This is a genomic window from Pantoea sp. y20 (genome assembly GCF_054903455.1).
Genome location: NZ_JBUBNJ010000002.1, coordinates 695,536 through 718,954, shown reverse-complemented (window position 1 = coordinate 718,954; position 23,419 = coordinate 695,536). Strand labels below are relative to the sequence as shown.

Genomic DNA, 23,419 nt, shown 5'->3' with positions numbered 1-23,419 from the left:
AACATGAAGCCTGAACAGTTGATTCATCATATCGATCGCGATTTTTGCCTCTCATTCCTGGCAAAAATGGTGCAGCACAAAAGCTACAGCGCCACCGATGGCGAGCGTGAATTGGCGAAATACATGGCCGCGCAGATGGCGCAGCTGGGCCTGGAAACCGAACTGCAGAACGTGCCCGGCGACAGGCTGAATGCCATCGGACGATTGGCAGGCAGCGGCGGCGGCAAAAGCCTGCTGTTCAACGGACATCTGGATACTAATCCAGTCACCGAAGGCTGGACCGTCGATCCCTGGGAAGGAAAAATCGATGAACAGTTTATCTACGGTATTGGCGTTTCGAACATGAAAGCGGGTGATGCCGCCTATTTTTGCGCGTTAAAAACGCTGATTGATGCCGGTGTAAAGCTGAAAGGCGATGTGATTTTGACCTACGTGGTGGGCGAGTTGCAGGGCGGCATTGGTACGCTGGCGGCGATTGAGCAAGGTGTGCGCGCCGACTACTTCATCAATGCCGAACCCACCGATCTGCAAGCGCTGACCATGCACGCCGGTTCGCTGATGTTTACTATTGAGCTCACCGGCGATACGCGCCATCTGTCAAAACGGGAAGAAGCGGTGGACGCGATCAGCGCCGCCGTCGAGCTGATTCCGCAGATTAACGGCATGACCTTTAGCGGCGCGAAAACCGCTGAGCATCGCAAGATTAACCGTGGTCATATCGGTACCGTGCATGGCGCGTTAGGCCGCGATCTGGAAGAGTGGCGACCGCCGCAGGTGGCTGACTTTGTGCGCTTAAAAGGCTCGGCACGTTTCGCGCCAGGACAAACGGTGGAAGGTGTGCTCGCCGATCTGCAGGCGCTGCTGAATACCTTATGCCAACGCTATCCGGGCCTGAAAGCCGAGCTTTATGATGATGGCATTCGTGATAAACCCACCATGTTACCGTTCGAAGTGTCCCCGGAGTCCGCCATCGTCAAAGCGGTGAATCGCGGCTGGAAAACCGTGCGCGGCACCGAACAGCCCACCGGCGTGATCACGCCTCCGGCGTTCTTCGGCACCGATGCGGCACATCTCTATCAGCATGCGGGCATGGAAGGGATCGTCTGTGGGCCAGGCGGCAAATACAACACCATGCCGGATGAGCGCGTAGAAATCAGTGAATTCCTCGACATGGTGCGCATCTATCTGCTGGCCATTCTGGAGATTTGCCAGCCGGTTGAGGCCGCGTAATGCAGGTTTAAGCGCTGATGAGAGCTGATAGGATTTAGCCTGACGCAGGACGTTGAACTGAATGATTTATCAGTAACCGTTCCCGCATTACGTTTCGATATGAAATAGGCCACGACGGAGAACATCGCGAGCTATGCCATTTACCGCGAGGCGCATTAAATGGCGTGGTTTTGATGCTTACCAATATTCGGGTTTAACCGCAGGTTTTTTATGCGTCGCAACCCGAACAGGAAACTGGCATGCATCAAGCTCTTCATTGGTGATCGTTCTGCGTATCCAGTGACTATGATTCTGCAGTGAACCCGGAACACCACGGACGTTGCCCTGGCGGTGCGGCAAAATGATCCCGATACGAATGTCGGGAAAATCTTCGCGAATCGCCTTAAGTGCTGGCGTCATGTCGGTGTCAGCCGATACTAACACCAGCTGCGCGATCCTCTCTTCTATTGGCAACGTCTGCTGTTTAGCAAACAAACGATACATGCTGATGGCAATATTCACGTCGGTTTCTTTCTCTTCCAGCTCCCAGATATCTACCTTATCGAGACGTGATGCGGGTAGTTTTTTACTAATGAAACGTGGAGCCCGAGCGTGCTCAAGTCGATGACGTCCGGTGAAGATATTTATTCCGGTCGTTTTCAGCGCGCGAATATAAGTATCCTGAGCGTGTCGGGATTCAATACCGCGTGTGGCGAGGTGGGGAATAACCGAGGAGGTATAATAATTTATTGTTTCAATTATGGCAGTCGGATCCTGTACCCGGCATATATGCGACAGCAGCAATGACAAGTTGAGCCATTTATAAGGCGTACCTGCAAGGAGTCCATAAAATACATTGTATCCATCAATGAATATTGCAGTACGCACTCTTATCCTTCCTTAAGATACGAAAAAACCGGCCTGAGCCGGTTTTTTCACCCTAACGGCCAGTGAACTGAATCGCTGCGTACAGGGTTGAGTTGTGTGGCTAACTTATCAGCATTACTGGCTAAACTCAAGTTGCTCAAGGTGAAATCTAAGCCATAAAGTTTGTAAAATTAGGCTCTTCTTTCGGCTTCAGCAATAGTGCTGCAGTATTTAACTTTGAAAAATCGGGAGATATGCGAATGGTCTTGCTTCAGATTAATGGTAATTCTAATTAAAAGTAACGAGTGCAAATGAAATTTTAAAATATCCATTAACCTGAATTGCTAATTTAAATAACTATCTCAACTGACTATCCTTACTTCCACGGCGGTTATAACCGCTGATCGCCGCCTGTTTTTTATCGATCTTGCTCTGGCAATTCACGCAGTAACGTACGCCAGCCAATGCTGCGCGACGCGCTTCCGGGATCGGTTCGCCGCACTCGTCGCAAAATTCAGCACTTTCACCGTGCCCAAGATTTTCACGAGCGCGTGCCACCGCATCATCTACCGTGGCATCAATTTGTTTGTGTACCGCACCATCTTCTGACCAACCGCCAGCCATACATCACCTCCGCAAATACTCATGCTCTGAGTATAAGACATGACGTGATTTGTGTCGGGCAGCTCAAATTTTCACGCGTATTTAACATGGTTGACACATCATCGCGCGCCATCCTAGACTGCGGCTTGTTCCAAGGGGTGCTCTGTTAAGGGGCTGAGATTCTACCGGCTGGCGTGTATGCGCGGGCAACGTAGTGACCCTCTGAACCTGATCCGGCTAATACCGGCGTAGGGATGCGGAACCGCAGGGCGATATCGCGCCCTGATTCCCTCTTTGTGCTTTGTAGCGGACAGTTCGCGCTCTTCAGGCGTTGCCTGAGAGTCTCTGCGCAATCGCAAAGGTGGCGACGCACATGAACGAAACACACATCATCCAGGCTCTGCTGACATTCCTGCAGCGCGAAGATAGCTCAGACGACGATTTCAACCAGCTGGCCCTCGAAATCTTCGCTTATCAGTTCGCACACAATTCCCCTTATCGCCGCTTCGCCACCCAGCGCGGACGCACGCCGCTGACGGTGAAAAACTGGCGCAACATTCCCGCCATCCCGATTAATGCCTTCAAAGATCTGACGCTCAGCTGCCGTCCCACCGACCAAATTGCCGAGATCTTTATGACCAGCGGCACCACCGGCACGGTAAAAGGGCGCAGTTACCATTCGACGCTGGAGGTGTGGAAAAAATCGATGCTGCTCAACTTCCGCCGTCGCTTTATGGCGGGCCGCGATCGCATCCGCATGGGCATTTTGTTCCCGGATACTGTAGCGATGCCGAACTCCTCGCTGGCGACCTATCTTAAATTGGCGCTGCAGGAGTGTGGCACGCCGGACAGTGAAGTGATGGTGGGCGAACATGGCCTCGAAACCAATCGTCTGTTCACTGCGCTGGAACAGGCCGAAGCGGGCGGCGAACCGTACGCGTTGCTGGGCGCCAGTTACAGCTTTGTGCCTCTGCTGGATAACATGCAGCGCCAAAAACGCCGCTTCGCGCTGCCAGCAGGTAGCCGCATTCTCGATACCGGCGGTTTCAAAGGCCAGTCGCGCGAGATGGGCGCGGAAGAATTCTACGCTTCGCTCTCTCATGCCTTCGGCATTCCGCGTTCCCACTGCATCAACATGTACGGCATGACGGAAATCAGCACGCAGTTTTACGACGCGGGCAATGAGCGCTGCCCGCCGGTGAAATCCGGGCCGCACTGGATCCGCACGCGCGTGGTCAATCCGCTTACCGGTGATGATGTGCCGGACGGCGAAGTTGGCGTGCTGGCGCATCACGATCTGGCGCATTTCAACTCGGTGTCCGCTTTGTTAACGGAAGATGCAGGCGTGATGGTGCCCGGTGGATTCCATCTGCTGGGACGCGCGACCGGCGCTGATGCCAAAGGCTGTTCGCTGACCATGGAAGCGTTTCTCGCCAGCGCGCAGGCACAGTCGTGAAAGAAATTGCCGGACATCTGCCGGGCCTCTCCGCTGACGAAGTGCATTGGCACACGCTGAGTTTCAATCATCGTGGCGAAAGCCTCGAGGTTTGCGTTCCGCAACTTGATGACGCGCAGATAAAGGCGCTCGCAACGCGCATCCGCACCAACGCCCGCGCTTATCTCCAGCAGCTGAGCGTGGCGCAGATCATGGGCATCATTGATGAAGCGGTGGCGCGACTGCTCGATCGTCATCATCCACTGCGCATCAAGGCCGAAAAGCTGCTGCCCATCGTCACCGGTTACGATGCCGAGATGGTGCGGCTTGGCCTTACCGGCTATCTGAAAACCTTTCGTCAGCCGCAGCTGAAGCGCTTTCTGGCGGAGGATTTCGCCGATGCGCAGATGCTCGACGATTTCCAGCCGCGCCCCAAAGGCGGCTTTGCGCGCGCATTTGGCCCGCAATTGTTAATGCATATCTGGGCGGGCAACGTGCCGGGCTTGCCGCTGTGGAGTTTGATTTGCGGTCTGCTGGTTAAGGCGGGCACCATCGGTAAACTGCCAGGCAATGAGCCGCTGATGGCAAGCTGGTTCGCGCAGTTGCTGGCGGAGATCGATCCTAACCTGGGCGAATGTATCGCGGTGGTGTGGTGGAAAGGCGGCGATGCGCAAACCGAACTAACGTGGCTGCGTCAGCCCGATGCGCTGGTGGCTTATGGTGGAAATTCAACGCTGGCGGCGATCCAACAGCGTTTGCCGGTTACCACGCGCTTTCTGCCGCACGGCCATAAAATCAGCTTCGGAATGGTGGCGCGTTCGGCGCTGAATGTACGGCAAGGCGCGGAGCTGGCGCGTCGCGTGGCTTACGACGTGATGCGTTACGACCAAGCCGGTTGTTACTCGCCGCAAATGCTGTTTGTCGAGCGCGGCGGCAAGGTGTCGCCGGATGAGTTCGCCAGCTACATCGCCCATGAACTCGCCGCGCTGGCGCACAAACATCCGCGCCGTCCGCTGGCGAGCGAAGAGATCAACAGCATTGCCGCGTGGCGTAATGGCGAGGAGATTCGCGCGCTGGGCGGCGATCGTACGCTTTACGGCGAGGCGGCAGACGATTGGGCAGTGGTGAGCGTTGATCATGCGGAGCCTTTATCGCCGGCGGCATTGGGCCGTACGTTGAAAGTGGTGTGCGTGGATGCGCTGGAGGAAGTGGTCGATTTGGTGGCGCCGCAGCGGCATTTTCTGCAAACCGCAGGCGTGGCGGCCGCGCCGCAGGCGTTGTTCGGCATTTCGGCTCTGCTCGGGCAAGTGGGCGTTACGCGCATCGCGGCGTTCGGCAATATGACCTCGCCGGAAGCGGGCTGGCATCACGATGGACGTTTTAGTTTGCTCGATCTGGTGACCATCACGGAGATCGAGCAGGGCGCAGAAGCGACCGCCGAGCGTTACGCACCGTATGCGGAGTGACGCGGTAACAGATCGCACATACCGTAGCGGTGCAATTTATTGCGCATCAATCAGCTGCGCGCGATAAATCGCGCCGCTACAGATATTACGTGACCATATCAACCTGGAGCCAAAATGAAATTCTCCAACCAAACAGTTCTGGTAACCGGCGCAAGCCGCGGCATTGGTGCAGCGATCGCTAAAGCCTTCGCCGCAGAAGGCGCGTTTGTGGTGGTGAACTATCTGCGCAATGAAGCTGCCGCTGCGGGCGTGGTTGAGGAGTGCCGCGCATTGGGCGGCGACGCGCTGGCGATTGCCGCCGATGTCACCTTTGAGCAGCAGGTCAACGCCATGATGGAGCAGATCGTCAACGCCACCGGCCGCCTCGATGCGGTAATCAACAACGCTTTCGCACCCTACGTTTTCGACACTGAAAATCGTTCACGTTTCTGGGAAGCGTCGTGGTCAGGCTATCAGTCGCAGTTCGATGGCGCGGTAAAAGCCGCCTATAACGTCTGCCAGGGTGCGCTGCCTTTAATGCGCGCGCGCGTGCGCGGCAGTATCGTTAATCTCACCAGCGATCTGGTGGCGCGTCCTTCCGTGCCTTACCACGATTACATCACCGCGAAAGCGGCATTGACCGGCTTTAGCCGCACGCTGGCGACGGAGCTGGGCCCGCTAGGGATCCGCGTAAACTGCGTGGCGCCCGGCCTGGTGTATCCCACCGATGCCAGCCAGGCAACGCGCGAAGCGGTGCGTGATCTCCTCACCGCACAAACCCCGCTGCGGCGCATCGCGCGACCGGAAGATGTTACCGGCCCGGTGCTGTTTCTCGCCTCCGACTGGAGTGAATTTGTCACCGGACAAACGTTGTACGTCGATGGCGGATTAGTGATGAATTGATCCCTACGGTCGCCATTTCTGGCGATCGGTTTAGCCCTGCGCAAGCAAATAACTATCCAACCTGATCAACGCGATCACATATTTCGGTAACGCCTCCAGTAGCGATGGCAGATGGATTGTCTCGTCGGCACCGTGCGGCAATCCATGGCCTTCGGGTAAAAAATCGGGCGTGTTTGCTGCGGTTTTCCGGTAACCGGGCCCAAAGGTGATGGCGTTTGGCAGCTTCTTCGAATGGGTCACGCCGCCCATCGCGTAAGGGCGATCGTCATTGCCGGTGGTGTCATTCCACACTTGCTGCAGCAGCGAAATCACCGGATGTGAGGTCGGCAGGAAAAACGGCGCCACGTCGCGCCAGCCGGGATCGAGCGTAATGGTAGTAGCGGCTAACTGCTGTTGCAGCATCTCGACGATCTGCTCGCCGCGCCACGAAACCGGATAACGGATATCGCAGTCAATGCTCAGCGTGTCGGCGTAATGGCTGTACCACACGCCCGCGTTCAGCGTCAGTTTGCCGGACTCCGCATCTTCCAGCCCCAATCCGGCGCTCTCGCCATACGGCGACGCAAACAGCTGTACCAGCGTTTCCGCCAGCTGACGTTCGTGATCGCCCAATAGCTCCAGCTCAATCAGTGCGGTGAGCAGCACCTGCGTGGCATTCAGCGTGCCGTCGGGGAAGGCGGCATGCCCGCCGTTGCCGCGCGCTTTCAGGGTGAAAGCGCCATCGTTTTCCGGCTTGATCGACACATAGGTCGCGGCAATGCCCTGCAGCAGCGCCAGCTTTTCACTAACCGCATGCTGATCGGCCTGCGCAATCCGCACGCTGGCAAAATCCGGCACGCTATTGCTGGCCGATCCGGCAACAATATCCGCCAGCACGCCCGACTCGGCGACATTCAGGGTAAAACTGAGTTGCCCTTTCTGCGCATTGTTCACCGGGAACATGCCATCGGTGACAATCGAATAATCAGGCACCGGACCGTTCTCCGCGAACCACGCCATATCGGCCATGTTGGTCTCTTCCGCCAGGCCATAAACGATGCGCAGATTGTGATGCAGCGGAATTTTCAGATCGCGCATCAGCTTTAACAGATAGAAATTGAGCACGCCGGGCCCTTTGTTATCCGCCACGCCGCGACCAATCACAAAATCACCGTGCTGCGTCAGCGCAAAGGGCGGAAAGGTCCAGTTGTCACCCGCTGGCACCACATCCAGGTGGTTAATCAGCCCGATGTCGCGCGCGTGCTCGCCATAAATCACCGAACCGGCGTAGCCCTGATGCTGTTCGGTTTTGAAACCGGCCTGCTCGGCCTGATCTAACACCTGCTGCAAGATTTGCGCGCACTCGGGGCCAAAAGGCGCGCCGGGCGCTGCGCGGTCGGCGCGGCTGATGCTGGGAATAGCAATCCATTCGGCCAAATCATTGGTTAATGCGGCGCGATGTTCCGCGATCCATTGCTGGATCTGTGGCAACAGCGCGCTTTCCTGAGGTGATAACGACGCGGACATAAGGCTTCTCCTTCAATTTATGCACAACATAAAACATTCCACCGCGTCGGCTTAGACGCATTTGCGCGAACCATTGCTACCACGCAGCTAAGCGCCACTTCATGCGCATTCCTGCAAAGCTTAGCTATTTTTGTTGCTCGTATTGCATGGCAAAGCAACGGAGATTAACGCCCTACGACGCTAAGTCACCAGTAATGCAGGAGAATTAAGGTGGATAACAGCCCCGCAGCCGGAGCGACAGTCGGCGTGGATGTCGGAGGAACCTTTACCGATTTTGTTTTATTTGATCCGCAACGCCAGCAACGCTTTTTCCATAAACAGCCCAGCACGCCCGCCGATCCCGCTCTGGCGGTGAGTGACGGGCTGCGCGCCGTGCTGCTGAAAAGCGGTTTGCCCGCCAGCGCGCTGTCGCTGGTGTTGCACGGCACCACGCTGGGCCTCAACGCCATTATCCAGCGGCGCGGCGCGGACATCGCGCTGGTGATCAGCGCCGGTTTCCGCGATGTGCTGGAGATCGCGCGTGCGCGCATGCCGTCCTCCTTTGATTTTCATGCCGACCGCGAGCCGCCTTTTTTACCGCGTCAGCGCGTGCTGGAGATCCCGGCGCGTTTTAGTCCCGCCGGTGAAGTGACGCAGTGGCCAACTGAGGCCGAACTGGCAACGGTGGCATCCGAGGTTCTGCAACTCAAGGTGAGCGCGGTGGCGCTGGTGACCATCAACGGTTATGCCAATCCCACGCGTGAAGCGGAACTGGCAAGCGCGCTGGCTGCAAAGTTAGGCGCGGTGCCGGTGCTCTCTTCGGCGCAACTGTGGCCGGAGATTCGTGAGTATGAACGCACGCTGGTGGCCGGGCTGAACGCCTATATTCAGCCGCTGATGCAGCGCTACTTTAACCGGCTAGGCGATTTACTGGCGCAGCAGGCGATTGACGTTCCCTTATTGATCACCGCGTCCAACGGCGGCGTGCTGCCGCTGGACGCCGCACATCAGCGCCCGGTGGACACGCTGCTCTCCGGACCGGCATCCGGCGTGATTGCTGCCGCGCATCTGGCGTCCGGAACGGGCTTTGTCTCATTTGATATGGGCGGCACCAGCAGCGATATCTCGCTGTCGGAGCAGGGCGAAATCGAACGCGTCAACCGCACCGAGATTGGCGGCCTGCCGCTGATTTTGCCGGTGGTGGGCGTATCGGCGATTGGTGCCGGCGGCGGCTCCATCGTGCATGTCGATGATTTCGGCATTCTCAAGGTTGGCCCAGAAAGTGCGGGCGCGGATCCGGGTCCGGTTGCCTATCAGCGCGGCGGCACGCAACCCACGCTCACCGACTGCTATCTGGTGAGCGGCATCTTATCCGCCGACGCGGCGCTGGCGGGTACCATCACGCTGGATCATGCCGCCGCGCATCGCGCACTCAGCAAATTGGGTGAAACGTTAGGTTTGGCGGCCGAACAGGTGGCAAGCGGCGCTATCGCAGTAGCCACCGCGCAGATGGCGACCGAACTGAACAAAGCGCTGGCGCAGCGCGGATTGACCGCCGATGGCTTGACGCTGATTCCCTTTGGCGGCGCGGGCCCGACCCACGCCAACTTCTTCGCCGAAGAGGCGGGCATCAATCGCATTCTGGTGCCGCTGCGTCCCGGCACGTTCTGCGCCGAGGGCGCAATCAGCGCCGATATCCGCCGCGACTTTGTGCGCAGCCTGCGCATCAACGTTACAGCGGAGAGCTACGGCAAAATCGCCGCCACCGTTGCGGAGCTGCATCAGCTGGCGCAAAAGTGGTTTGCCGAACAGGCCAGCCGCCTCAGCGAACGCGCCGATTATCGGGTGGAAGCGGATATGCGCTATGCCGGGCAGGCCTACGAACTCAGCGTCACTCTCGGCAGCCCGGCAAGCATCACGCATCAACAACTGCTGGAACATTTTCAGCAGCTGCATCAGCAGCGTTATGGCTTTAACACGCCTGACGCGGCCATTGAACTCACCACGCTGCGCCTGTCACTGAATGCCGCGTTGCCGCGCCCAACCGACAAACCTTTTAACGCAGACGTTGAGATTGATGAGCCAGTTTCGCGCCCACTTTATCTGCGCGGCGGCTGGGTGAATGCGCGCATCTGGCAACGTGTGAACATCGGTAAGCAGAGCCACATTCACGGCCCGGCGGTGATCGAACAAGACGATACCACCACGCTGATCTTGCCTGGCTGGTCGGCGTGCACCGATAGCAGCGGCAATCTGTTGATTGCGCGTGTAACGGGAGACGCAGCATGAAACTGGATGCCATCACCCTCGAAATCCTCAACCAAAAACTCACCGCGCTCACCGAAGAGATGTGCCACATCCTGCAGCGCACCGGACGCACGCTGTACGTCAAGGAAACCGCCGATTTTTGCTGCGCGGTGGCTGATCTACAAGGCCGCTTCTTTGCCTATCCGAAAGGTATTGGCGTTTCCGGTTTTGTCGGGCTGAACGCGCTAACCGCGATTCAGGCGGTCGGCGAGGTCGCGCCCGGCGATGTGATTCTGACTAACGATCCCTGGCGCTCGCGCGGGCTGGCGACGCATCTGCCAGATTTGCAGGTGCTGGCGCCGTGGTTCGTCGATGGCGAACTGGTGGCGTGGGGCTGGGCTTTTTTACACGCCTCCGACGTTGGCGGGCGCGTGCCGAGCAGCATCTCGCCGACCAACAGCGATATTTATCAGGAAGGGCTGCAAATTCCGCCGGTCAAGCTGGTGCGTGCGGGTGAACTCAATCGTGATGTGATGAACATTCTCACCGCCAACAGCCGCACGCCGGATGCGATTGCTGGCGACATTCAGGCGATGCTGGCCGCGCTCAATGCCGGTCGCGATCGCCTGAATCGCATCGTGGCGCAGCATGGCGTTACGGAAGTGGTGCAGGCGCAGCAGGATTTGCAGGCATATTCGGCCATTCGCGCGCGCCAGGTGCTGCGCCGCATTCCCGACGGCGTTTATCAGTTTGAAGATTACCTCGATGACGCCGCAGGCAGCGGCTTGCCGGTGCGGCTCGCCATCACCGCCACCTTTAACGATGGCAACGTGCATCTCGATTTCACCGGCAGCGATGCGCAGGTGGCGGCGGCGATCAACATTCCCAGCCACGGCGATCCACATGCGTGGCTGACGCTGCGCATTTTGGCGCTGGTGTGCACGCTGGACAAAGGCGTGCCGCTGAATGCCGGTTTACTCGCGCCGGTGACGCTGTTTGCGCCCGCCGGATCGCTGGTCAATCCGCACTATCCGGCGGCAGTTGGCGTACGCCATGCGGCGGCGGTACGCGTGAATGATCTGCTGAACGGTTTGCTGGGACAGCCGTTGCCGGACGTAATGCCCGCCGCCAGCGGTGGCACCATCATTCCGCTGGTGATCGCCGAAGTGGCGCGCAATGGCCGCGAGCAGAATGTGCAGGTGATCGAACCGATGGTCGGTGGTGGCGGGGCGCGCTGCGGGCGCGATGGCATCGACGGCCGCGACAACAGCATCTCGAATCTGGCGAACAATCCGGTGGAGATGGTGGAAGCGGAAACCCATATCGAAATCCGCCAGTACGCGCTGCGCCCCGGTTCTGCCGGCGCAGGACAATGGCGTGGCGGCATGGGCCAGCAGATTCGCGTGCGCATTCTGCAAAATGACAGCACGCTGCTGGCGCGCGGCATGGAGCGCATGCTGTTCCAGCCGTGGGGCGTGCAGGGCGGCCAGCCGGGGGAATCGACCAGGCTGACGCTTAATCCTGATGTCGCGGGCGGTCAACCGCTCGGCAAGATCGATCTGCTGAGCGTCAACGCCGGTGACGAAGTGCTGCTGCAAACGCCCGGCGGCGGCGGTTGGGGCGATCCCTTCAAGCGCGATGCGCTGGCGGTGCAAAACGATGTCGATAACCATTTGCTGAGCCACGCCGACGCGGCGCAGCACTATGGCGTGGTGTTTACCGATCACGGCATTGATGCCGCGGCCACCGCCGCCTTGCGCAGCCAACCGCGTGCGGCGTCATCTTCCTTCGGCGCGGCGCGCGAGAACTGGCAAACGCTGTTTGAGGGCGATGTGCTGACGCGGCTCAATCAGCTGCTTTATCCACTCAGTCCGGCCGAACGTCAGCGCCATCGCTCTGCGGTGTTTGCCGCCGCGTTAGCGCAGTTACCGGCAGATTTTCCCCGTTCAACTTCTCCAGATATCGCGACGGCGCGCCAGGCGTTTGTCGCTGCGCTGCGCGCGCTGGAGAGTGAACTTTCAGCGTCAATTACCTCAATACCAGGAGATGGCCATGCGCCAGTTAAATAACAAAAAAATCCTGCTCACCGCGCTGGTGGGCATGTTGATCAGCGGTGCGGCGAGCGCGGCTGAAACCACAGACTCGGTGATCGTTGGCGTTTACGGCGGTGACTGGGAGAAAAATATCCGCGCGTCCGGTCTGGAGCAGTTTGCCAAAGATAATCACCTGAAGCTGACCGTAGTGCCGGGCGCGGATGCCGAATGGTTTGCCAAGTTGCGTGCCGCCAAAGGCCGTCGTTCGCCGTATGACGTGGTGGTGTTCCAGCCCGATACCGTGCAGCGCGCGCAGGCGGCGGGCTTGCTGCAGCCGCTGGATGCCAAAGATATTCCCAACCTGAATAATCTGTATAAGAGCGTGCAGTCGCGCTTTGTTTATGACAATCAAACCTACGCTGCCGCCTTCAGCCTCGGCCAGCTTGGCCTCGCTTATCGCAGCGATCTGGTGAAAACCCCGCCGAAAAGCTGGCTCGACTTGTGGAATCCGGAATACAAAGGCCACGTAGCGATTTCATCGCCGACCTACGCCGCCGGTTTGCAGTTCTTCGCGGGCTTAGTACACGCGTTGGGCGGCGAACTCAATCAGCCTGCCGCCGTGGATAAAGTCTTCACCAAACTGGCGGAACTGCGCGGCAACGCGGTGGCGTTCCCGGATAGTCCGGGCGCGATTCAAACCCTGCTGGAGCGTGGCGATGCGTGGGTGGTGCCGTACTGGGATGGCCGCGTGTTTGCGCTCAAGCAGCAAGGCATGAAAGTCGATTTCGTCTATCCATCCGATGGCCCGGTTGTCGGTGCCGCGAACTGGGTGATTCCAAAGGGCGCGCCGAACCTCGCCAACGCCTATAAAGTGGTTAACGCCATGTCTGCGCCTGACGTGCAGAAAGCCTTCTCGGATAAATCACTGTATGGCATGACCAACAAAGACGTGCAGTACAGTGACAACCTGAAGAAGCAGGTGAAAGTGGGCGAAGAGGCCTACAGCAAACTGATTTGGATTGATTACAGCACCGCCACGCCGCAGTTGGCGGACTGGACGCGTCGCTGGAGCCAGGCGCTGGGTGGTGCCAAATGAGTTCAGTCGTCATTGACGGCGTAGCGCGGCAGTTTGATAACCATCGCGCGCTGAATGACGTCAGCATCACCATCGAGCAGGGCGAGTTTTTCTCCCTGCTCGGGCCGAGCGGCTGCGGCAAAACCACGCTGCTGAATATCATCGCCGGATTTTTGTCGCCGAATAACGGGCGCGTGTTGATTGGTGGCAAGGATGTCACCGCGCTGCCGCCGTATCAGCGCCACATCGGCATGGTGTTCCAGAACTACGCGCTGTTTCCGCATCTGAGCGTGGGCGATAACGTCGCGTTCGGGCTGAAGGTGCGCAAAGTATCGCGCAGCGAACAGCAGCGTCGTGTCACCGAAGCGCTAAAGCAGGTGCGACTGGAAGGGCTGGCGCAGCGCATGCCGCATCAGCTTTCCGGCGGACAGCAGCAGCGCGTAGCGATTGCGCGCGCGCTGGCGATTGAACCGCAGGTGCTGCTATTGGATGAACCGCTGTCGAACCTCGATGCGCGCCTGCGCAAGGAGATGCAGGACGAACTGCGCGCGTTGCAGCAGCGCGTCGGCATCACCACGGTGCTGGTGACGCACGATCAGGAAGAGGCGCTGACGCTGTCGGATCGCATTGGCATTCTCGGCCAGGGCGAGCTGCAGCAGATTGGCGCGCCCGCCGCGCTCTATCGCCAACCGGCGAATCGCTTTGTCGCTGAGTTTGTCGGACAGGCCAATCTGTTCCATGCCTCTGCGCACAACGGACTTTACCAGGCGCGCGATCACTTTGTTGTCGCCGGATCAGCGCTGCAACTCAGCGCCGCGCAACCGGCAAGTGCCTCATCGTTGCTGATTGTGCGCCCTGAGCGCGTGCAGTTCTCCAGCGAGCCGCAGCAATTTACCAGCAACGGCAGCGCCGCCAGTGTGAAAGAAGTGAGTTTTGCCGGTGCGACCTTGCGGCTGGTGTGCCAGTTGCCGGGCGGCGGCGAGATCCGCGTGCAGCCCGCAGAAGCGCACTTTTCACAGCTGCCCGCGCCGGACGATCGCTGCTATCTGCACTGGCAAGCGGCGGATGTCATCGTGCTGCCCGCGCAGGAGCGCGCCTGATGAAGATCGCCACGCGTAATCTGTTTCCCTGGCTGCTGCTGACGCCATCGCTACTTTTTCTGCTGCTGTTTTTGCTGGTGCCGCTGCTGCTGCTGTTCGACCAAAGCCTGACCAACGTTTATAGCCTGCTCAATCCGCTGCCCGGTTACAGCCTGGCGCAATATGTGACGGTGTTTGCCGATCCGCAATATCTGCACGCGCTCTGGACCACGCTGTGGGTGTCGTTGCTCTCCGCCGCGATTACCGTGCTGCTGGCGTGGCCGGCGGCGTGGCTGCTGGTGACGACGCAGCGGCGCGGCTGGCGCACGCTGCTGTATGTGATCCTGATTTCTCCGCTGCTCACCAGCGTGGTGATCCGCACCTTCGCGTGGATTGTGCTGCTGGCGCAGAATGGTTTGATCAATGGCTTTCTGCTGTTCACCGGCCTGATTCCGCAGCCGCTGAGTCTATTGTGGAACATGAATGCGGTGATCATCGCTTATGTGCAGGTGATGCTGCCGTTTGCCGTACTGCCGCTGATTACCTCGCTGAATGAAATCGCGCCCTCGCTGCGATTGGCGGCGATGAGTCTGGGTGCTACGCCCGCGATGACCTTCCGCCGCGTGGTGCTGCCTTTGACGCTGCCCGGCATGCTAACCGGTTTCATCATCGTCTTTTCCCTCGCGGCGGGCAGCTACATCACGCCGTTGCTGATTGGTGGGCGCTTACAGCCGCTGCTGCCGATCGCCATTTATCAGCAGGCGATGCAGATCGCTAACCTGCCGCTGGCGGCGGCGCTGTCATTGACGTTGCTGGTGATGACCTTGATTGTCGCCGGGATTGCGGGCGCGTTCCTGAAACGCTGGGAGAAGAAAAATCATGGATAACACGCAAAGCCTGGCACAGCGCCTGACGCAGTTCGGCGTGACGCTGGCGGGCATCGTGATTTACGCCTTTTTAGCGCTGCCGGTGCTGGTAATTGTGCTCTCGGCGTTTAGCCCGGAACCGTATCCGCAGTTTCCGCCGCAGGGATTCTCGCTGCGCTGGTTTAGCGCGCTTTTACAGGATGACGGTTGGATCGCGTCGCTGTGGATCAGCGCCTTGCTGCTGGTGATCGTCACGCCAATCACCGTGGTGCTGGGTACGTTTGCCGCCTGGTCGCTGGCGCGGCTGGAGTTCCGCTATCGCGAAGCCTTGCAGGCGTTTATTCTGTCGCCGCTGATGATTCCGCAAGTGGTGCTGGGTATTGCGTTGCTCTATGTGCTGACGGCGGCGGGTATCGCCGGGATGATCAGCGGGCTGGTGATTGGCCATGTGGTGGTGGCGCTACCGTATGTGGTGCGCACCGTTAGCGTGAGCCTGGCGGCAATGGATAAGCGGCTCGAAGCGGTATCGATGAGTTTGGGCGCGGGGCGCTGGTATACGTTTCGCCACGTCACGCTGCCGCTCATTAAGCCCGGCATTCTGGCCGGTGCGGTATTTGCGGCGGTGACCTCGTTTGGTGAAGTCTCCGTGAGCCTGTTTCTCAGCGCGCCAGACACCATCACCGTGCCGGTTCGGGTATTTAATTACGTCGATCAGACTTTCGATCCTACGGTGAATGCGATTTCGGTGATCTTTATTATCTTCGCGGTGCTGATTTTAATGGTGATTGAGAAAACGATTGGGCTGGTGAAGTTGAGTTAGATTGTTCGGTTATCGCCGCCGTGATGGGGAAATAATGGGATCGTTGCGTGATAATAATGGATATTGCGTTTACGAGTCTTTCTCAGAAAATTCTTTAGTTAAACGAGTAAACCGCACTGGTAAGTGCGGTTTTTTTATGAATACGGATCACAACTGGCTAAATTTTCGCTTCACTGAATTTTATTATTCCCCTATGGTTTGCATGGTTAACAGGATTAACTATAGGGATATATATGTACCACAGTGATGCGGTCGTACGGCAGCTTCAGGCGCAAAGGATTCTGGCAGAAAAGCTCGACAACGCCGTTTCCGGCGTTATTGACGCAGTTTCCGATCAGGTCAGTAAGATCAATAAAGGGGCGACCCGGCTTTCATTTTATGCATCGTGCTTTACTGATGAATACATGGACGTCTGTAAAAATCAGATGCTGGAAGATAATCGTTTTAGAAAAGCAGTCGTACGGTTAATAAAAGACAGAGATATTGTTTTTTCACTGTTGCAAACTTACATAGACTATCAGCTTGAAGGCAGGTCTTACCGCCAACTCGAAGCAATTAAAATGCATCTGATGCGAGCCAATATTCACATCGCAGCCAGCACACTCACTACTCGCGCATTTGGTGCTGGAGCGGCTATGGCTGTCGTTATGGGGATGAATATAACGCTTCCTGTTGGCCGTAATGTTGGTACTGCAGTTGGCGCGGCAGCGTCAGTATTGGGGATTTATGCCATAGTTCAAAACGCAGCAGACAGCGCAAAGCGCTTGCAAATAATGCACCCTCCTTTTTACCACGCATTGTATATGCGAGAACTCGAAATGATGTATTTCCTTATTGAACCTTCATTCATGCGGGCTGGTGCGCTAAAAAATCAATGGCTTTCAGATTACGAAGTCGCTGAAGTATTGATGAAGTTAGTGGGGAAATGATGAAAAAATTTTTAAAGCAATGGTTAATATCAGAATCAAAGTTCCTGATCTGCACATACGTGCCGATAGTATTAACAATACTTTTTGCGTTGCTACAAATCTACTTTTTCCCAGATAGCAGTATGTTAGGTGTAGGGATATTTTATCTGTGCTCTCTGTCATTTGTTATCTACAAATGTCGTTGAATTAAGTTTGAAGTATGTTTGTTTAGGTGCCTATTTTTCAGGCTAAACATATGTTCTTGATTGTGAATTTAAGACTCTTAGAGAAATAGCATATGTTCAATATAATTAGGTGTAAATGCTCGTCAGACTTGTATACGAGTAGGTTGGAGTAAAACTATGAGAGGGTTTTTAAATCGGTGGTTGGTAACGCAATTGCAATTTCTATTACGCATATACGTTCCCGTTTTATGTGCGCTCGTGTTTGGTATGTTGAAATTTTATTTCTATCCCGAGAGTGGGATGATGAGTGTATGGATAGTTTACCTGTGCGCGTATATTTTTGTTGTTTATAAATGTCGAAAACTTTAAAGGATTAAATATGTCAACTCCAGCACATCTCTGGTTAGAAGATGAAAGCGGTTCGCCAATTGTGGGTTCGTGCATGATGCCGACCAGACTCGGTTCAATAGAGCTCAATTCGGTCATGCATAATATTACCATCCCGGTGGATCCGCACACGGGAAGGCTTACGGCCACAAGGATTCATGCACCGATATCCGTTCAAAAGGAGTTTGATAGAACAACACCGCTACTGTTTCGTGCATTGTGTCAGGCCAGAACGCTGAAATCTGCGACCATCAAGATGTACCGAATTAACGAAGCGGGTATTGAGGTTGAGTATTTTAATATCCAACTGGATAACGTCAAAATCTCCAGCATTTCACCGGCTCTGCTGCCAAACGGCCAGACCAGCACGCATCTGGAAAATATTGAGCTACGATATGAAACGATCACATGGAAATACGTGGACGGAAATATTGTGTTTAAGGATGGATGGAATGAGAGGATGATTGCTTAGCTTTTGGCTAAGATTGCTGACGCTGAGGGTTAGAAATACATGAACAAACTAGTATTGCTCAAAGACGATATAACCAAAGTACCAGTGGAAGCCATTGTGAACGCCGCCAACACTTCCTTGCTGGGCGGCGGCGGAGTTGATGGCGCCATCCATCGTGCGGGCGGGCCGGCGATTTTGGCTGAGTGTCAGCAAATCAGGAATCGACAAGGTGGCTGTAAAGTCGGAGATGCAGTGATCACCACGGCGGGTGATTTGCCAGCTAAATATGTCATTCACACCGTTGGCCCACACTGGCATGACGGGCAACATGACGAAGAAACGCTGTTGAAAAATGCCTATCTGAGCTGTTTTAAACTGGTAAAAGAATACGGCATTCAAACCGTTTCGTTTCCCAATATCAGTACTGGCATATATAGGTTTCCTAAACAGTTGGCGGCTGAGATCGCATTAGGTGTGATTAATCAGTGTTTGCGTGAGAACTCCAATATCGAGCAAGTTAATTTGGTCTGTTTTGATGAGGGAAATTACGACTTGTATTTAAAAATATTGCCTCAATATAGCTCTGAATAGTTCCACTCAGAAAAGGAGAATAATGATGCTAATGGAGTCTATTTTAACCGTATTCTAAAGTCAGATCAGCATAAATCAAGCGGCATTTACTAATAATGTTTTAAAATATTGACTGAGTCGCACGATAAACATCCGCACGCAAATAACAGCATATTTTCGGATAGGTTAGACAAGCTAGACTGATTTACTATCGCCGCTATAGTTTGGAAATAATGGGATTAGTTAACCTGCACTTACTTCTTTATCTTCCATAAGCAAGGGCAGGTCGATACAACAAGCATTTGCAGAACATCAGTTCTGCCAAGGATCGCGTATGAAACAACCCTAGAGGATACAAGTAATTTGCACAATAAACCCCCTAGTTAATTAATCGCATTTTTGTTGAAATGTATGCGTTAGCTACTTTATCTCCGACCTCAGTAAGTATAATAGAGCTAAACTCTTCAACTCCACCTATGGCATTCATCCTATCTATAAAAGGATGTATGATTAAAGCATCCTTTTCTTTGTTGATGTTTAAACCGGTCCTTTTCATTATTATTTGTTCAATTGTGATTTTCTCAAATGGAGACTTCCTTATACATCCCAGAGATAATGGTATGTGGAAATTAGTATTCTTTATATCTCCGTCGGGAAAGATTTCAATAATTTCCCTGTTATATTTATCTATGTATAATTTATTTATTTCGTCTTTACTGCGCACGATCTCACCATGAAAAAAATAGTAATCATCATTTTCATGGTAATCTTCTTGTCTTGCAGGGTCGAGTGGCAAATATCCCCTCGTCGGGCTCAGACCGAATTTTACTATGTTTAAAGAGAAACGAACCAAAGCCAGCGCTTTGATCTGCCTGCAGTTCATTTTTGATGCCGCTTCAATTGCCATATCTAATTCAGAGAGCTCATCAAAGTCATCTGAATCGGTATTTATCTTATTTACGACCAAGTTGATTAATGTGTCTTTTTCTGCCCTTTCTGGTGATTTTGCATAAGCTTTTGCAGATTCAAAAATTGAATATTGAATGTCTGGATTGGGTAGTTTTGTGTTAATTAATTCATTGCTCGTTTTTTGTATTTCTAACTCTTTTATCAAGTCGTCGATATAAATTTTTATTGATTCTTTAACCTGATGTTTAGCTTGTTCTTGGAATTTAGGAAGACTGTCATATAAAATCCCCTTAACAATTACCTCTACTGTTTTTGTATCGATGTTAGTATTTGTTATGTTGGTGATATTCCCATCACCTTTCGTATTCACTGTGTTGGAGTTGTCGCCAGAGGATATCCCGTTATTAAACATTAATTGTCTCTCTTTACTTTTGTTTCGTTTTGATTACCGTTAATTATTATGTTAGTGCTATTTTTCCCACCCGATATTCCCATAGGGTTCTTTTTTGCTTTTATCTCCATGTATGAAGTAAATGCCACAAGGACTGCGGATACGCCACCAATTATGTAGTATAAATTGGTAGGCGTCTGAAGATACATATAGATAGAGAAAATTAAAGATATAATACTAACTAAGAGTATTAACAATCTAAAAAAGTGAATCATAGTGTGCTCTTAATAGTTTTGGTTTGTGAAAAGCCAATAATACGCTCTCTGTAACACTTTCTCAAAGCTTGTAAAAAAAATCTATATCAGTTATGACTTTAACATCCAGTGATGTGGAAACCAACATTAAGCACAATAAGTGCTTATCATAGCTTTGACTGACCACCCATCTTACCTAGGGGTAGTTTAGTAGTTAAGACCGAAAATAACGGCGAATTCTCAAACTCAAACGGCCCTTTGGGCATTTCTGAACGCTAGCTCGTCAAGCGATCTCGTAATCTACTATCCCTAGAATTGATGCTTGAGCCTATGAACACTCCTCACAATAAATTATAACGTTTTCACTTATGTTTTTTTATAGCATTACGGAAAACGTCCGCCATAGGTGTATCAATACTCCTCATAGCCTTGTCTATTTTTTCCTCAATGGAGATTTTTTTCTTCTTTTTTGTCTTGATGATACAATCTATGTTTTTTTCTTTTGCCTTTTTAGGTGTCGATTTTTTCTTGTTCCATCTAGACTTATTATGTATTGACGAAAGGTATTCCGGCGTTGATTTGATCATCTCCATCGCCTTTATCTTATCGACAAACAAAACAAGAAAGGATGAAGTTGCGGCACTTTCCTGTTCAGATATCACGAGGAATATTCTTTCTCCGTTTTTTATAATAGTATGATTTTTCTTGAAAAGGATGCCTGGTTTTGTATCATTTAAATATAAAAGTTGTTGAATGTTTTGGCTGTCAGCAATCATATAGTGAATGCTGATTGTATTTTTAATAAGACCAGAAATCAGAATTGAGCTTACTTCATCCCCCTCTTTTATTATTGTTAATTGCGATATGGATATTAAGAACTCATCAACCTCCAGTTTGGTTTGAAAGTTGTTAGTAACACTATCACCCTGATAATTTCTTAGGAGCTGAATGCTTTTTGAGATCTTATTTAGGAGTATAAACATACCGAATGAATTTGATCGCGCACTATCAATCCTCTCCCCTGAATCGGAAAGGTAACTTTTAACACTTAAACTACTTTCATCAAGGAAATATTTACGATAACTAGCAGGCTCTAGCGAATACTGTATGACCGGGATGTCGTTTTCAATAACTTCTGCATCTATATCGTCACTTGATTTTACTATAATACGTACATAACTACTAGTTGGTTTTGAAACTGAATTATCCGTAGCGGTAGTAATTTCATAATAACTATGCCATATCTTTTTTCCTGTTGTGAGTTGTATTCTTCTTTTGTTTTCATCTGCGAAAATTATTAGTTTATAACAATCTTCAAGTGTTAAATTCATTTTTGCGAAGATGGATTCTTCAAAAGAAAATCTGATTTTAATCCCATCTAAGTATCCTTGTATTCGAATTCCGCCACTACTTGTTTTAACGCATCTATCAATTATTACTGGTTTCCATTCTGCTGTAATTGACACAGTGTTCTTATCGTGAAAAGTAAGGTCGCCGGTGTAACATGGATGAATTGGCCAAGGTGGACCAAGTGAGTCAAACAAAACGCGAGAACCATTGGAATTTTCATAATAAAAGACATCTTTCCCGCATTTTTGGCAGATAGCATTAGGTATGGTAAAAGATCTGATAGTATCGAATCGGTCTTTGTTAACTGAATGTCTTGGGGTTTTTTGCTGCTGAGAGGCCCAGTGTTCAGATTCCTTAGCCTCGTCAACAATGAGAGGCACAACTCTTCCGCCTATTCTTCGAAATATGGTAACGCTCATAACAATTTGCTCCCTGCTTGTTATAACCTTATTTATCAATATGTTAATTGTTAATTTGTTGGAGGAGGACCTTCAAGACTATTATCATTGTTAGAGAGGTAATTGTCTCGAGACCAACTTTACCTAAACTAGCAAGCAACCCACACAGCATTATGATTTAGTTATCGTCATAAACAACAAAATCTTTAATCTAAGAAAGCCGAGGATAATAATTTTTGGTGTTTATTAACATAATAATCATGTTGAAAATTTCCAGTTATACAAATTTCAATTTGGACACTGAAAATGTTTTAGCCTTCACATTCCTCCGCGAATGGAATTATAGAAGCTTCATAGGAGTTAAAGCAAAGTTATACCACGCTGACCATCGTTCATTTCTTCATCCCCTTAAAGCTAGATTCCCATTGATTCCAACACTATTAAAAAACCTTTTACTAAGTATCCTTCTTATTAAAGATCTCTTTAATACCATCAGCGACACGAGAACAACGCGGGTGCGAAGCCACTTTTACGAACGCTATGTAGCACTCCTGCGCGACGACCAATAACTCTCACACCCCGTAAAAAAAAGCGGCCCTAAGGCCGCCAAAACCCTCAACTGCAGTGAACATTGAGGAAGGAGGATAATAAACGGGTTAGCCTTTCACGCCACCAGCCGTCAGGCCGCTGACCAGCCAGCGTTGGGCCAGCAGGAACACCAGCGTAATTGGAATTGCAGAGAGCACCGCCGCCGCGGCAAAGTCGCCCCACAGATAGTTTTGCGGGTTCAAATATTGCTGCATGCCGACTGCCAGCGTGTAGCTGTTCACATCACGCAGCAGCAGTGAGGCGACCGGCACTTCAGTAACCGCAGCGATAAATGCCAGAATAAACACCACCGCCAGAATCGGCACCGAGAGCGGCAACAGCACCAGCCGGAACGCCTGCCACGGCGTGGCGCCATCCAGCGCGGCGGCTTCTTCCAGCGATCCATCGATGGTTTCGAAATAGCCTTTTATGGTCCAGACGTGAAGGGCGATGCCGCCGAGATAGGCAAAGATCACGCCGCCATGCGTATTCAGGCCGATAAATGGCAGATATTGTCCCAGGCGATCAAACAGCGCATAGAGCGCCACCAGCGACAGCACCGCTGGGAACATCTGGAAAATCAGCATGCCTTTAAGCAGCGTGGCGCGCCCGGCAAAACGCATGCGCGCAAAGGCATACGCGCAGGTGGTGGAAAGCGCCACAATGCCAATCGCGCTGATGGCGGCGATTTTCACCGAGTTCCACAACCACAGCAGCACCGGGAAGGGCGGCGGCGTCACGCGGCCATCGGCGTGCTCCACGCTGAAACCTAACGCCAGCTGCCAGTGTTCCCAGGAAATCTGCTCCGGGATCAGCGAGCCGGTGGCGAAGTTACCGGCGCGCAGTGAGATAGCGAACACCATCAGCAGCGGAAACAGAATTCCCGCAATAAACGTCAGCAACAGCAGATGCGTCATCAACAGACGCAGCTTTTGCGATTTGGGTTGCACCATAGCCATAA

The 23,419-nt window shown here is 53.1% G+C and carries 19 protein-coding genes and 1 riboswitch; of the genes, 13 read left to right on the top strand and 6 right to left on the bottom strand.

Annotated elements, in window-relative coordinates; translation table 11 throughout:
* Positions 1–3: 3 nt before the first annotated feature.
* On the top strand, positions 4–1,230 hold the full coding sequence (locus ACYAC5_RS23075) for a M20 family metallopeptidase (protein WP_110867135.1): 1,227 nt from the start codon (positions 4–6) through the stop codon (positions 1,228–1,230).
* Between the two features lie 177 nt (positions 1,231–1,407).
* Here ACYAC5_RS23075 and ACYAC5_RS23070 read toward each other — a convergent pair whose 3' ends face one another.
* Complete coding sequence (locus ACYAC5_RS23070) at positions 1,408–2,097, bottom strand: NYN domain-containing protein (protein WP_137387070.1); 690 nt, start codon at positions 2,095–2,097, stop codon at positions 1,408–1,410.
* A gap of 336 nt (positions 2,098–2,433) precedes the next feature.
* A complete protein-coding gene (locus ACYAC5_RS23065) occupies positions 2,434–2,700 on the bottom strand; it encodes a DksA/TraR family C4-type zinc finger protein (protein WP_008110643.1) in 267 nt (88 codons plus the stop codon).
* Positions 2,701–2,823: 123 nt separating this feature from the next.
* Positions 2,824–2,951: riboswitch (TPP riboswitch) on the top strand.
* 101 nt (positions 2,952–3,052) lie between these two features.
* Between ACYAC5_RS23065 and ACYAC5_RS23060 the strand changes: the two genes are divergently transcribed.
* The 3 genes from ACYAC5_RS23060 to ACYAC5_RS23050 all read left to right on the top strand — a co-directional run bounded on the left by ACYAC5_RS23060 (position 3,053) and on the right by ACYAC5_RS23050 (position 6,462).
* Entirely contained in the window at positions 3,053–4,135 is a 1,083-nt protein-coding gene (locus ACYAC5_RS23060; RefSeq protein ID WP_462063166.1) for a LuxE/PaaK family acyltransferase, read from the top strand.
* Positions 4,132–5,580, top strand: coding sequence for an acyl-CoA reductase (locus ACYAC5_RS23055; protein WP_309837844.1), 1,449 nt, complete (start codon positions 4,132–4,134; stop codon positions 5,578–5,580). Before ACYAC5_RS23060 ends, ACYAC5_RS23055 begins: the two co-directional genes overlap by 4 nt.
* A 114-nt stretch (positions 5,581–5,694) precedes the next feature.
* Positions 5,695–6,462 (top strand): 3-oxoacyl-ACP reductase, encoded by a 768-nt coding sequence (locus ACYAC5_RS23050; RefSeq protein ID WP_462063164.1) that lies wholly within the window; start codon positions 5,695–5,697, stop codon positions 6,460–6,462.
* Between the two features lie 30 nt (positions 6,463–6,492).
* Here ACYAC5_RS23050 and ACYAC5_RS23045 read toward each other — a convergent pair whose 3' ends face one another.
* Positions 6,493–7,968: a Sapep family Mn(2+)-dependent dipeptidase gene (locus ACYAC5_RS23045; protein ID WP_462063163.1), complete on the bottom strand. Its 1,476-nt coding sequence runs from the start codon at positions 7,966–7,968 to the stop codon at positions 6,493–6,495.
* Positions 7,969–8,178: 210 nt separating this feature from the next.
* On the opposite strand from ACYAC5_RS23045, the gene ACYAC5_RS23040 reads away from it, so the two are divergent.
* The 9 genes from ACYAC5_RS23040 (at position 8,179) to ACYAC5_RS23000 (ending at position 18,589) form a co-directional block, all read left to right on the top strand.
* Entirely contained in the window at positions 8,179–10,236 is a 2,058-nt protein-coding gene (locus ACYAC5_RS23040; RefSeq protein WP_462063162.1) for a hydantoinase/oxoprolinase family protein, read from the top strand.
* Positions 10,233–12,263 carry a hydantoinase B/oxoprolinase family protein gene (locus tag ACYAC5_RS23035; protein WP_277975226.1) on the top strand — a complete coding sequence of 677 codons (2,031 nt, stop codon included), beginning with the start codon at positions 10,233–10,235 and terminating at the stop codon, positions 12,261–12,263. Before ACYAC5_RS23040 ends, ACYAC5_RS23035 begins: the two co-directional genes overlap by 4 nt.
* Positions 12,247–13,323, top strand: coding sequence for an ABC transporter substrate-binding protein (locus tag ACYAC5_RS23030; protein ID WP_277975227.1), 1,077 nt, complete (start codon positions 12,247–12,249; stop codon positions 13,321–13,323). Before ACYAC5_RS23035 ends, ACYAC5_RS23030 begins: the two co-directional genes overlap by 17 nt.
* Positions 13,320–14,402: an ABC transporter ATP-binding protein gene (locus ACYAC5_RS23025; protein WP_277975228.1), complete on the top strand. Its 1,083-nt coding sequence runs from the start codon at positions 13,320–13,322 to the stop codon at positions 14,400–14,402. Before ACYAC5_RS23030 ends, ACYAC5_RS23025 begins: the two co-directional genes overlap by 4 nt.
* Positions 14,402–15,268 carry an ABC transporter permease gene (locus tag ACYAC5_RS23020; protein ID WP_462063160.1) on the top strand — a complete coding sequence of 289 codons (867 nt, stop codon included), beginning with the start codon at positions 14,402–14,404 and terminating at the stop codon, positions 15,266–15,268. Before ACYAC5_RS23025 ends, ACYAC5_RS23020 begins: the two co-directional genes overlap by 1 nt.
* Positions 15,261–16,067, top strand: a complete 807-nt coding sequence (locus ACYAC5_RS23015) for an ABC transporter permease (RefSeq protein WP_217547923.1) — start codon at positions 15,261–15,263, stop codon at positions 16,065–16,067. The genes ACYAC5_RS23020 and ACYAC5_RS23015 overlap by 8 nt, the downstream gene beginning before the upstream one ends.
* A gap of 233 nt (positions 16,068–16,300) precedes the next feature.
* A complete protein-coding gene (locus tag ACYAC5_RS23010) occupies positions 16,301–16,996 on the top strand; it encodes a hypothetical protein (RefSeq protein WP_277975230.1) in 696 nt (231 codons plus the stop codon).
* A 543-nt stretch (positions 16,997–17,539) separates the two neighbouring features.
* Entirely contained in the window at positions 17,540–18,019 is a 480-nt protein-coding gene (locus ACYAC5_RS23005) for an Hcp family type VI secretion system effector (RefSeq protein WP_277975231.1), read from the top strand.
* A gap of 39 nt (positions 18,020–18,058) precedes the next feature.
* On the top strand, positions 18,059–18,589 hold the full coding sequence (locus tag ACYAC5_RS23000) for an O-acetyl-ADP-ribose deacetylase (RefSeq protein WP_277975232.1): 531 nt from the start codon (positions 18,059–18,061) through the stop codon (positions 18,587–18,589).
* A gap of 358 nt (positions 18,590–18,947) precedes the next feature.
* Here ACYAC5_RS23000 and ACYAC5_RS22995 read toward each other — a convergent pair whose 3' ends face one another.
* The 3 genes from ACYAC5_RS22995 to malG all read right to left on the bottom strand — a co-directional run bounded on the left by ACYAC5_RS22995 (position 18,948) and on the right by malG (position 23,417).
* Complete coding sequence (locus tag ACYAC5_RS22995; protein WP_277975233.1) at positions 18,948–19,889, bottom strand: LPO_1073/Vpar_1526 family protein; 942 nt, start codon at positions 19,887–19,889, stop codon at positions 18,948–18,950.
* Positions 19,890–20,484: 595 nt separating this feature from the next.
* Positions 20,485–21,891: a hypothetical protein gene (locus ACYAC5_RS22990; protein ID WP_277975234.1), complete on the bottom strand. Its 1,407-nt coding sequence runs from the start codon at positions 21,889–21,891 to the stop codon at positions 20,485–20,487.
* 635 nt (positions 21,892–22,526) lie between these two features.
* Positions 22,527–23,417, bottom strand: a complete 891-nt coding sequence (malG, locus tag ACYAC5_RS22985) for a maltose ABC transporter permease MalG (RefSeq protein ID WP_101761284.1) — start codon at positions 23,415–23,417, stop codon at positions 22,527–22,529.
* Between the last annotated feature and the right edge of the window lie 2 nt (positions 23,418–23,419).

Bases quoted from the DNA above. Each gene is read 5' to 3' on its own strand.
- ACYAC5_RS23075 (WP_110867135.1), top strand. From the start codon at position 4: ATGAAGCCTGAACAGTTGATTCATCATATCGATCGCGATTTTTGCCTC.
- ACYAC5_RS23065 (WP_008110643.1), bottom strand. From the start codon at position 2,700: ATGGCTGGCGGTTGGTCAGAAGATGGTGCGGTACACAAACAAATTGAT.
- ACYAC5_RS23060 (WP_462063166.1), top strand. From the start codon at position 3,053: ATGAACGAAACACACATCATCCAGGCTCTGCTGACATTCCTGCAGCGC.
- ACYAC5_RS23050 (WP_462063164.1), top strand. From the start codon at position 5,695: ATGAAATTCTCCAACCAAACAGTTCTGGTAACCGGCGCAAGCCGCGGC.
- ACYAC5_RS23045 (WP_462063163.1), bottom strand. From the start codon at position 7,968: ATGTCCGCGTCGTTATCACCTCAGGAAAGCGCGCTGTTGCCACAGATC.
- ACYAC5_RS23035 (WP_277975226.1), top strand. From the start codon at position 10,233: ATGAAACTGGATGCCATCACCCTCGAAATCCTCAACCAAAAACTCACC.
- ACYAC5_RS23030 (WP_277975227.1), top strand. From the start codon at position 12,247: ATGCGCCAGTTAAATAACAAAAAAATCCTGCTCACCGCGCTGGTGGGC.
- ACYAC5_RS23025 (WP_277975228.1), top strand. From the start codon at position 13,320: ATGAGTTCAGTCGTCATTGACGGCGTAGCGCGGCAGTTTGATAACCAT.
- ACYAC5_RS23020 (WP_462063160.1), top strand. From the start codon at position 14,402: ATGAAGATCGCCACGCGTAATCTGTTTCCCTGGCTGCTGCTGACGCCA.
- ACYAC5_RS23015 (WP_217547923.1), top strand. From the start codon at position 15,261: ATGGATAACACGCAAAGCCTGGCACAGCGCCTGACGCAGTTCGGCGTG.
- ACYAC5_RS23010 (WP_277975230.1), top strand. From the start codon at position 16,301: ATGTACCACAGTGATGCGGTCGTACGGCAGCTTCAGGCGCAAAGGATT.
- ACYAC5_RS23005 (WP_277975231.1), top strand. From the start codon at position 17,540: ATGTCAACTCCAGCACATCTCTGGTTAGAAGATGAAAGCGGTTCGCCA.
- ACYAC5_RS23000 (WP_277975232.1), top strand. From the start codon at position 18,059: ATGAACAAACTAGTATTGCTCAAAGACGATATAACCAAAGTACCAGTG.
- ACYAC5_RS22995 (WP_277975233.1), bottom strand. From the start codon at position 19,889: ATGTTTAATAACGGGATATCCTCTGGCGACAACTCCAACACAGTGAAT.
- ACYAC5_RS22990 (WP_277975234.1), bottom strand. From the start codon at position 21,891: ATGAGCGTTACCATATTTCGAAGAATAGGCGGAAGAGTTGTGCCTCTC.
- malG (WP_101761284.1), bottom strand. From the start codon at position 23,417: ATGGCTATGGTGCAACCCAAATCGCAAAAGCTGCGTCTGTTGATGACG.